The sequence below is a fragment of the Flavobacterium sp. genome (assembly GCF_028712645.1).
Lineage (GTDB): Bacteria > Bacteroidota > Bacteroidia > Flavobacteriales > Flavobacteriaceae > Flavobacterium.
Window position 1 is genome coordinate 1 of sequence record NZ_JAQTPQ010000143.1, and the last position, 8,970, is coordinate 8,970.

The 8,970-nt window shown below is 32.2% G+C and carries 9 protein-coding genes; all 9 read left to right on the plus strand.

Annotation, left to right across the window (positions count from 1 at the left end):
- Positions 1-329, plus strand: a 329-nt coding sequence (locus PHC28_RS11580) for a glycosyltransferase (RefSeq protein WP_300100366.1), incomplete at its 5' end; no start/stop codon positions are given.
- Positions 326-1,003, plus strand: a complete 678-nt coding sequence (locus PHC28_RS11585) for an acylneuraminate cytidylyltransferase family protein (RefSeq protein ID WP_300100368.1) — start codon at positions 326-328, stop codon at positions 1,001-1,003. The genes PHC28_RS11580 and PHC28_RS11585, both read left to right, overlap by 4 nt.
- Entirely contained in the window at positions 993-2,099 is a 1,107-nt protein-coding gene (locus PHC28_RS11590) for an acyltransferase (RefSeq protein WP_300100370.1), read from the plus strand. Before PHC28_RS11585 ends, PHC28_RS11590 begins: the two co-directional genes overlap by 11 nt.
- Before the next feature lie 7 nt (positions 2,100-2,106).
- Entirely contained in the window at positions 2,107-3,156 is a 1,050-nt protein-coding gene (locus tag PHC28_RS11595; protein ID WP_300100372.1) for an N-acetylneuraminate synthase family protein, read from the plus strand.
- 77 nt (positions 3,157-3,233) lie between these two features.
- Positions 3,234-4,355 carry a UDP-N-acetylglucosamine 2-epimerase gene (neuC, locus tag PHC28_RS11600; protein ID WP_300100375.1) on the plus strand — a complete coding sequence of 374 codons (1,122 nt, stop codon included), beginning with the start codon at positions 3,234-3,236 and terminating at the stop codon, positions 4,353-4,355.
- Positions 4,355-5,749, plus strand: a complete 1,395-nt coding sequence (locus tag PHC28_RS11605) for a UDP-glycosyltransferase (RefSeq protein WP_300100378.1) — start codon at positions 4,355-4,357, stop codon at positions 5,747-5,749. The genes neuC and PHC28_RS11605 overlap by 1 nt, the downstream gene beginning before the upstream one ends.
- Positions 5,746-6,891, plus strand: coding sequence for a glycosyltransferase family 4 protein (locus PHC28_RS11610; protein WP_300100381.1), 1,146 nt, complete (start codon positions 5,746-5,748; stop codon positions 6,889-6,891). Before PHC28_RS11605 ends, PHC28_RS11610 begins: the two co-directional genes overlap by 4 nt.
- Before the next feature lie 3 nt (positions 6,892-6,894).
- Positions 6,895-8,442 carry a glycosyltransferase family 2 protein gene (locus PHC28_RS11615; protein WP_300100384.1) on the plus strand — a complete coding sequence of 516 codons (1,548 nt, stop codon included), beginning with the start codon at positions 6,895-6,897 and terminating at the stop codon, positions 8,440-8,442.
- The coding region (locus PHC28_RS11620) for a glycosyltransferase family 2 protein (RefSeq protein ID WP_300100387.1) at positions 8,432-8,970 on the plus strand (539 nt) is incomplete at its 3' end. The genes PHC28_RS11615 and PHC28_RS11620, both read left to right, overlap by 11 nt.

The following is an 8,970-nucleotide window of genomic DNA, read 5'->3' on the forward strand; positions in this document are numbered from 1 at the left end:
AATTGGCATCTTATTTTCAAGTTTCGGATTGTTATTTGTTTCCAACGCTTTGTCATGAGGGTTTTGGTCTGAGTTTGATAGAAGCTTTGCATTGTGGGAATTATTGTATTGCTTCAGCTATTGGAGGAATTCCTGAAGTCTTGCAATATGGTAAATTGGGTCGGTTAATAGAAAAACCACATTTTGTATCTGCTTGGGAAGAAGCTATAATGAATTTTATAGAAAACCCATTGCAAAGTTCAAGTATTAAGCCTGAATTGTATTCCTCCAAATCTTGGTCAGATGGAATGAATAAAATTATTATGGAAGCCAAAAAATCTATAAAATGAAACCAAAAACAATAGCCATCATTCCGGCTCGTGGTGGATCCAAACGATTGCCCAATAAGAATATTTTGTCTTTGGGAGGCATTCCTTTGATTGCTCATAGTATTTTGTATGCCCAAAAAAATAAAGCTATTATTGACGAAATCTATGTTTCGACGAATGATGTTGCTGTCAAAAAAATAGCCTTACAATATGGAGTCAAAGTAATTAACAGACCTGAAAATTTATCGGGCGATTTTGAACCGACCGTTTCTGCACTAAAACACAGTTTGAAATCGCTAGATTTTGAGGCTGAAAATGTGATTTTGTTACAACCCACTAATCCTTTACGACCTCAAAATTTATTGAAAGAAGCATTTGAAATCTATCAAAAAGGAAATCACGATAGCTTGTTTACGGTTAGTCGAAATCACCAAAAGCTGGGTAAAATAATTGACAATAAATTTATTCCTTTCAATTACGAAATTGGGCAAAGAAGTCAGGATTTAGACCCTTTGTTTTCTGAAAATGGATTGTTGTATATCACTAAAGCTACTTTGATTATGGACGATATTATTATCTCAAAAAATGCTTTTCCATTCGAAGTAAATAATATTTTTGCCAATGTTGACATTGATACTCAAGAGGATTTTAATTTTACGCAAATACTGTGTCAATTTTTCGAAAATGAAAGATAAATTATATTTTAATAATCTGAATGGTTTGCGGTTCATAGCAGCATTGCTTGTTATAATTAGTCATTTGGAATTGAATAAATCGTATTTTAACGAACCTAATTATTTTCAAAATATAAAAGAATTAGGTAGATTAGGGGTTTCCCTATTTTTTGTATTAAGTGGCTTTTTGATTACGTATTTGTTGGTTAAAGAAAAAGAAAAAAACGGGTTTATTGCCATTAAAAATTTTTATTTAAGAAGAATATATCGAATTTGGCCGCTCTATTATGTAATTGTTCTCTTGTCGTTATTTGTTCTCCCTCATTTTATAGCTTTTAATATACCACATCTTAAATTAAATATAGAATCTTCTTTTAGACTCGTTTTAGTGGTATTTTTGTTCGTTTTTTTTCTAACGAATGTTTTGGTTAATATAAAACTAATTCCTTTTGCCACTCAAACTTGGTCTATAGGCACCGAAGAACAATTTTACCTAATTTGGCCTCTAATAATTGATAAATTTAATAAATTAAAACCATTGTTTATTGGGATACTATTGGTTTATAATTTGCTGTTATTTGTTTTTGAATTGGGAGTCGTGCCTGAATTTAAATATTTTGATTTATTTAAAAACTTCATACACCTTTTTCAATTAGATAGCCTTACAATAGGTGCTTTGGGAGCTCTTTTGTTAAATTGTAAAAGTATCCTTGTGCGAAAAATTACTTCTATTCCAATTTTTATTTTAGTTCTTGTGATTATAATTTTGTCTGTAGTGTTTCATCTGTATTTTGGTTTTTTGGCGTCTAGTTCTTTCGCACTATTATTTATAGTTGTTATTCTGAATCTAGTAAATCATCCTAAATTAATTGCCTTGTTAGAAAATAAAACATTTAATTTTTTGGGAAAAATTTCTTACGGATTATATATGTATCATCAAATAGTAATTGTATTTGTGTTAAATTTTCTGTTGAAATATAATATTTATAATTCTTTTTTTTTGTATGTTTTATCTATTGGTTTGACGGTATTGGTTGCCAAAATTTCCTATCGATTTTTGGAACAACCTTTCTTAATCAAAAAAGAAAAATTAGCTACTTTTAACAATCAAAAATGAACTTTCTATGAGTGTTTTAAATCACTTTATTGAAATAGCAGGAAGAAAAATCGGTTCTGATTTTCCTCCTTTAGTAATTGCCGAAATTGGTATTAATCACGAAGGCTCGTTGCAAGTGGCCAAAGAAATGGTAGATGCAGCCCATCGTGCTGGTGTTGAGCTGGTCAAACACCAAACCCATATTGTGGAAGATGAAATGAGTGGTGCTGCCAAAAAAGTAATTCCAGGTAATGCAGATGTTTCTATTTATGAAATAATGGAACGTTGTGCCTTAAATGAAGAAGAAGAATTAGAACTCAAAAATTACGTCGAAAGCAAAGGGATGCTATTTATATCGACTCCTTTTTCTCGAGCTGCCGCTAATCGATTGCGAAAGTTTGATATTCCAGCCTATAAGATTGGTTCAGGAGAATGCAACAATTATCCGTTGTTGGAACATATCGCTTCTTTTGGGAAACCTGTTATATTGAGTACAGGAATGAATACTATTGAAAGTATTCACAAAGCTGTGGCTATTTTTGATAGGTATAACGTTCCCGTTGCTTTGTTGCATACCACTAATTTATATCCAACTCCTATTCATTTGGTGCGATTTGGCGCAATGGTGGAAATGCATAATGCTTTTCCTGATAAAGTTTTTGGGCTTTCTGATCATACTTTGAATAACAATGCCTGTCTTGGAGCAGTTGCACTAGGAGCTAGTATTTTAGAACGTCATTTTACAGATACGATGCAACGAACAGGTCCTGATATTGTGTGTAGTATGAATGAACTAGCTACCAAGAATTTGATTTTAAGTTCCAATGAAATTTGGCATATGCGTGGCGGAACAAAACAACCTGCACGAGAAGAACAAGTTACTATTGATTTTGCCTTTGCTACAGTTTGTACTATTGCCCATATTAAAAAAGGGGAAATATTTACGAAGGACAATATTTGGGTCAAACGCCCAGGAACAGGAGAAATCTTAGCGGAGCATTTTGATAGTGTTCTGGGGAAAGTAGCGACTAGAAATATTGAAAATGATGAACAGTTAATATGGAAGGATATTTGTTAATAAGAATTGAGGTTGTCAAATCGAGCGCAGTCGAGATTCTTTTTTTAATAAAGAACCTGAAAAATTTTAAGAATTAAATGAAAAAAATTTTATTCCTAACTGGAACCCGTGCTGATTTTGGTAAAATAAAATCACTAATTCAAGTTCTTGAAAAGCAAGAGGGATTTGAAGTTTTTGTGTTTATTACAGGGATGCACTTGCAAAAAGAGTATGGTTATACGTTAATTGAAATTGAAAGATGTAATTTCAAAAATGTGCATACATTTGAAAATCACACCCACGAAACCACTATGGATTTAACCTTAGCTAAAACTATCGAGGGGCTTTCGACTTATGTAAAAGAAATCCATCCAGACTTGATTGTAGTTCACGGAGATCGAGTAGAAACCTTGGCAGGAGCAATAGTAGGTTCGTTAAACAATATTTTGGTAGCCCACATTGAAGGAGGAGAGGTCTCAGGAACAGTTGATGAATTGATTCGTCATAGTGTGAGTAAATTAAGTCATATTCATTTTGTTTCCAATGCAGAAGCTGCCCAGCGATTGCAACAAATGGGAGAAATAAAATCGTCTATTTTTACCATCGGTTCTCCTGATCTTGATATTATGTTTTCGGATGCTTTGCCCAGTTTAGATCAAGTTAAAAATTATTACCAAATTCCTTTTGATGCTTACGCTGTCGTTATGTTTCATCCCGTAACCACCGAATCAAAAGAAATGAGACAATATGTCGATGATTTTGTGAATGCGTTATTAAAAGATACCCATAATTATGTAGTTATTTATCCCAACAACGATTTAGGAAGTCAAAGTATTATTGATGCCTATCAACAACTTAAAAGTAATTCTAGATTCCGGGTTTTTCCATCGTTACGTTTCGAGTATTTTTTGATCTTGTTGAAGAATAGCCAGTTCATTATTGGCAATAGCAGTGCAGGAATTCGGGAAGCACCTTATTATGGTATTCCTATTATTAATATCGGTACACGACAACAAAACAGGGCAGTGCACTCGGATATAATAAATGTGGACTACGACTCCAAAAGTATTGAAGATGCTTTGAAAAAGATTGATAGGCATGAGGTTCAAAATACAAATATCGATTTTGGTCAAGGAAATAGCGCTCAATTATTTTTGGAATCAATGAAAAAGCAAGATATTTGGGAAATCAATCACCAGAAACAATTTAGTGATATATAATGTCTAAAAATAAAATATTCATACTACTGCCAGACGGTATAGGCTTGCGCAACTTTGCTTATACTAGTTTTTATAAATTGGGAAAAGAACTAGGTTTTGATGTAGTATTTTGGAATAATACTCCTTTTTCATTGACCAATTTGGGATTTAATGAAATTAAAATAGAAAAAGCCAAGACACATCCATTGACTGATATTTATAAAAATGTGAAAATTCAAGTTGAATTGAATTTAAACATAAAAAATACAAATGACAATGTTTATAACACTTACCGCTTTCCGTTTTCGTATTCCACTTTAAAAAACACTATTAAAAGTGTAGCTGTTCAGTTATTATCTAAATTCTATTTTTCACAAAGCGGATTAACTAAAATTCGTGCTAAAATGAATAAAGAAGAAAGAAAAACACTTTATTATTGTCAATCTTTAGAAACTTTAAAAAAAGAAAAGCCAGCTTTGATCTTTTGTACCAATCAAAGACCAGTATTAGCAATTGCCCCCCTTCTTGCTGCTCAAGACTTAGGAATACCAACAGCCTGTTTTATTTTTTCTTGGGATAATTTGCCAAAAGCTACTATGGTAGTTGAAACGGATTACTATTTTGTATGGAGTGAATTAATGCGAAAAGAGTTGCTTTTTTATTACCCTTATATAAGATCGAATCAAGTTTTTGTAACGGGTACGCCACAATTTGAAACTCATTTTGATACAAGTAAATTATTTTCTAGAGAGGTATTTTTTAAGAATAATGGATTAGATTTAGATAAAAAATACATTTGCTATTCTGGAGATGATGTAACCACATGTCCTGACGATTCTCAATATCTTGAAGATGTGGCTTTATCTATTCGTGAGTTAAATAAAAAAGGATATGATTTAGGAATTATATTCAGACGTTGTCCTGTAGATTTTTCTTCACGTTTTGATAAAGTGCTCGCAAATTATAATGATGTTATTGTTTCTGTAGCTCCTAAATGGGAAAGAAAAGGGGAGATGTGGAATACAATTTTACCAACTCCAGAGGATGTCATTTTACAAGCAAATACAATTGTTCATACTGAGATGGTTATTAATTTAGGCTCTTCTATGGTATTTGACTACGCAGCACACAACAAGTCTTGTGCTTATATTAATTATGATGTTGATAATAAAGTGCTGCCAAATTGGTTCGTTTCAAAAATTTATAAATACGTTCATTTCCGTTCAATGCCTAATGAGAAAGCAGTAATTTGGTTGAATAATCCAAGTGAAATTGCATTTAAAATTGAAAAAGAATTAAATGATTCTAAAGAAACTGTTCGTTATGCTAAAAACTGGTTTGAAATAATAAATCAAAACCCACCACAAGAAGCTTCACAGCGAATTTGGGAGAGTATAAAAAAGATTATTCAATGAAAATAGCCTTTCTAACTCCCGAATATCCTCACGAAAAAATTAATCATACTGCGGGTATTGGAACCAGTATCAAAAACTTGGCGGTTGCCCTCGTTAAAAAAGGCTTTTCAGTAACCGTGATTATCTATGGTCAAAAGGAATCAACTGTTTTCGAGGAAAATGGAGTAACCATTCATCTAATTGAAGATAGAAAGTATTGTTTTGCGAAATGGTTTTTCTACAGAAAGTATATTCAAAAGTTTTGTAACAAAATCATAAGGGAACAAAATATCGATATTATAGAAGCACCAGATTGGACTGGAATTACCGCTTTTATGAAATTTCATATTCCTTTGGTAATTCGTTTTCACGGTAGCGATACTTATTTTTGTTATCTCGAAAAAAGGAAGCAGAAATTTAAAAATTTTTGGTTTGAGAAATTAGCTATTCAAGGTGCCAATGCCTTTATTACACCTACATCATTTGCTGGTGAATTATCAAAGAGACTGTTTGGAATAAAAAATAAAAAGATTCAAACCATCCATTATGGATTAGAACTTGAAAAATTTGAAAACTCCAATCCCGAAGTTTTTGAAAAAGGATTACTTTTATATATAGGAACCATTATTCGAAAAAAAGGCGTGCTAGAATTGACAGAAATTTTCAATTTAGTAAGACAACAACATCCCGAAGCTAGATTGGTCTTAATAGGAGGAGATTCCTCTGATATTGCAACACAATCCGAATCAACTTGGCAATTATTGCAACAACAATTTCAGGAGGAAGACTTAAAAAAAGTAACCTATTTGGGTAAAATCCCTTATCAAGGAGTGCAGGAATACATAAAAAAAGCACACGTTTGTGTGTTTCCTACTTTTGCCGAAACTTTAGGAATGGTTACGATTGAGTCTATGGCGATGCAAAAACCAGTGGTCAATAGTAATATTGGTTGGGCAAAGGAATTGATTATTGATGGAAAAAGTGGTTTTCTGGTGCATCCGAAAAATCACGTTGAATATGCAGCTAAAATCAATTCTATTTTAGCTGATAAGGATTTGGCAAAACAATTAGGAAAAAATGCCAGAAAACGCGTGGAATCTATTTTTGATATTAAAAATATTGCCGACGAAAACATTACCTTTTATAAATCTTTAATTGACTAAGTTTTGATAGTAGTTTATCATAGAAATAATCGAATTTCTAAAATTGTTTCAAATGGAAAAAAAACATTTTCATTTGATAAGAAAGAGACTATTGCAAATGGACTATTGCAATTGGCAATTCAATTTCCGCAATCGATAATAGTTTGGTGCGAAGAAGTATATCAAGAATATCTTAATTTAAAAGAAATACCATCGCTTTTTCATCATCATAAAATAATACTTTCCTATCATCAGAATGAAGTAGAATTTTTGGGTAGCACTATTGGTTATGTTGAGCAATCGCCTTTTATTAAAATAAATAAAAGCGTCACTTTTCCCACTTGGCAAATGAGTAGTGCTGTTGGAGGTGTTTATGCCGAAGTGCTTTTAGCATTGAAAGAGGAAATTTATTTGGATAAAAATTTTGATTATTTTTTATGTTCCTTAGCCAAATTGGCTATGCCAAAGGGGTTGTTGTGTTATTCAGAACCTAATCTTTTAAAAGAGAAGCCGAAAGAATTTGCATCAAATACAAGTAGTTTTACTGTTTTTCGTTTTGTAAAGCAACATTACAAAACCCAATGGGTGTTTTTATTATTTTTTAATATATTTCTATACGAACAAAAATTTCCTATTCTGCCTTTTCTCTTTTCTTTTTTCTATAAAAATAGAACTAAGGCAACTATTAATTTGGATGGTATAAAAATACAATCTTCCAAAAAAGTGGTGAATCAAGCTACAGTAGATGTCATTATTCCAACGATTGGGAGAAAGAATAATTTATACGACGTTTTAAAGGATTTAAAAGTACAAACACATTTACCAGCAACTGTCATAATTGTAGAGCAAAATCCTGATGAAGAGAGTAAATCTGAATTGGATTATTTGACCAATGAAAAATGGCCTTTTAAAATAGAGCATATTTTTATTCATCAAGCAGGAGCTTGCAATGCTAGGAATTTGGCTTTAAATCAAATTCAAAGTGAGTGGGTATTTTTGGCAGATGATGACATCCGGATTGATAATGATTTCATTGAAAAGACTTTTGAAAAAATTAATAGTTTTGGAGCAAAAGTAGTTACTTTAAAATGTTTTCAAAAAGGACAAAGTCAACCTCTTACAACTATTTTTCAATGGATAACTTTTGGTTCTGGATGTAGTTTTGTGTTTGCAGATAGCCTTCGATATTGTAAATTTAAAATGGGTTATGAATTTGGTTATGGAGAAGACGGTGATTTTGGAATGCAATTGCGAAATCTGGGTCAGGATGTATTATTTTTACCAGAGCCGAGTATTCTTCACTTGAAAGCCTCTATGGGTGGTTTTAGGACAAAGCCTGTTTTGCAATGGCAAAACGAAAATATTCAACCGAAACCTTCGCCTACAGTGATGTTATATCAAATTTTGCACAATACAAGAGAACAACAACTAGGCTATAAAATTATTTTATTTTTTAAATATTATCGACTTCAAAAAATCAAAAACCCTTTGAAGTATTATTTTAATTTTCAAAAACAATGGAAATCAAGTATATTTTGGGCTAATCAATTAAAAGCAAAAAATGAAGTTTAGTCTCATTATTTGCACCTATATGCGTCCTCAATCGGTATTGCAATTGTTGCAATCGGTTCAGGAGCAAACTTTATATCCCAATGAAATTCTCATTATTGATGGTTCGACCAATGATGAAACGGAATTAATCCTAGCCGAAAATCCATTTCCTAACGTACATTATTTTGCTGTTTCGCCCGAAAATCGGGGTTTGACCAGGCAAAGAAATTACGGTATCGAACGTGTAGGATCAAGTCGCAACTTGACCCTTAATGAAATCGAAGTGGTTTGTTTCCTTGATGACGATACGATTTTAGAAAAGGATTATTTCAAAGAAATCATTCAAACCTTTGAAGCCAATCCAAGTATTTCAGGAGTGGGTGGAGTTGCTATTAATGAAAACAGTTGGACTTTAGCAGAAGCTAACAAAATTTACAGTAAACATCGTTATATTCAAAGGGATGGTTATGTTTATAAAGAAGGACAACGCAATGTAGTTCGCAATTATTTAGGACTACAGTCTCATCTTGAACCAGGACGAATGCCAGA

Bases quoted from the DNA above. Each gene is read 5' to 3' on its own strand.
- PHC28_RS11610 (WP_300100381.1), top strand. From the start codon at position 5,746: ATGAAAATAGCCTTTCTAACTCCCGAATATCCTCACGAAAAAATTAAT.
- neuC (WP_300100375.1), top strand. From the start codon at position 3,234: ATGAAAAAAATTTTATTCCTAACTGGAACCCGTGCTGATTTTGGTAAA.
- PHC28_RS11595 (WP_300100372.1), top strand. From the start codon at position 2,107: ATGAGTGTTTTAAATCACTTTATTGAAATAGCAGGAAGAAAAATCGGT.
- PHC28_RS11590 (WP_300100370.1), top strand. From the start codon at position 993: ATGAAAGATAAATTATATTTTAATAATCTGAATGGTTTGCGGTTCATA.
- PHC28_RS11585 (WP_300100368.1), top strand. From the start codon at position 326: ATGAAACCAAAAACAATAGCCATCATTCCGGCTCGTGGTGGATCCAAA.
- PHC28_RS11605 (WP_300100378.1), top strand. From the start codon at position 4,355: ATGTCTAAAAATAAAATATTCATACTACTGCCAGACGGTATAGGCTTG.